Source organism: Rubellimicrobium rubrum (assembly GCF_006152115.1).
In the GTDB taxonomy this organism is placed as follows: Bacteria; Pseudomonadota; Alphaproteobacteria; order Rhodobacterales; family Rhodobacteraceae; genus Rubellimicrobium; species Rubellimicrobium rubrum.
The window spans coordinates 1-1092 of the sequence record NZ_VDFU01000102.1 but is presented as its reverse complement, the minus strand read 5'-3'; the positions used below and the strand labels follow the sequence as shown (position 1 = coordinate 1092).

Genomic DNA, 1092 nt, shown 5'->3' with positions numbered 1-1092 from the left:
GAGGGCCCCCATGCGGGGGCCTCCGGCGTCGGTGACGAGGCCGATGTCGGAGAAGCCTCCGGCGTTGAGCGCGCCCATGACCTGGGCCACCCGCGTCCAGGCGTTCTGGCCGTCGGCGCGCAGGTAGATGCGGGTGGAGCTGCGTTCGGCCGCGATGGCCTGCAGGCGCGGCACGAGGTCGGCCTCGGCCACTTCCGCCGTTTGGATCAGCAGCGCGCCCGTGTCGGTCACGGTGACGGTGAGGGGCTCCTCCTCGTCCATGGGCAGGGCGCTGGCAGCGGTCTGGGGCAGCTCCACGGGCACGCCCACGGTCATGAGCGGCGCGGCCACCATGAAGATGATCAGGAGCACCAGCATCACGTCCACGAAGGGGGTGATGTTGATCTCGGCCATGGGCTGGGCGCGCCCGCGCGCGCGCCGGCGCCGGTGCGAGCCGGGCTCGGGCCCTTTCATGACGCCTGCGGCCATGGCTTTCTCCCCCTCAGGCCGCGGCGTCGAGCTGGCGCGACAGGATGGTCGAGAACTCGTCGGCGAACGCCTCGTAGCCTCCCACGATCCGGTTCGCGTCCGCGCTGAGCTTGTTGTAGAAGATCACCGCCGGAATGGCCGCCAGGAGCCCCAGCCCCGTCGCAAGCAGCGCCTCGGCGATGCCCGGCGCCACCACCGCGAGGTTGGTGTTCTGCGACTCGGCAATGCCGATGAAGCTGTTCATGATGCCCCACACCGTGCCGAAGAGCCCAATGAACGGCGCCGTCGAGCCCACGGTCGCCAGCACCGGCAAGCCCCGGCCCAGCGCCTCGCCTTCCTTGGCAATGGCCACGTCCATGCTCCGGTCGATCCGGCTTTGCGCCCCGGCGATGAGCCCGCCCCCCTCGCGGTGCGAGCGGCGCCACTCGATCATGCCCGCCGCAAAGATGCGCTGGCTGCGCCCCTTGGGCTCGGGCCCGATCTGCTCGAACAAGCCGTCCAGCGGCTCGCCCGACCAGAACGCCCGGTCAAACACCGCAGCCTCCCGCCGCGCCCGCCGGAACTGCACCAGCTTGTCCAAGATCACCCCCCAGCACCACACCGAGGCCAACACCAGCCCCACCA

At 71.0% G+C, this 1092-nt stretch carries 2 protein-coding genes; both read right to left on the bottom strand.

Features of this window, described 5'->3' with window-relative positions; all coding sequences use genetic code 11:
• Positions 1–468, bottom strand: a 468-nt coding sequence (locus tag FHG66_RS21400; RefSeq protein ID WP_176556403.1) for an ExbD/TolR family protein, incomplete at its 3' end; no start/stop codon positions are given.
• 13 nt (positions 469–481) lie between these two features.
• Positions 482–1090 (bottom strand): protein TolQ, encoded by a 609-nt coding sequence (tolQ, locus tag FHG66_RS21395; protein ID WP_246082720.1) that lies wholly within the window; start codon positions 1088–1090, stop codon positions 482–484.
• Positions 1091–1092 lie beyond the last annotated feature (2 nt).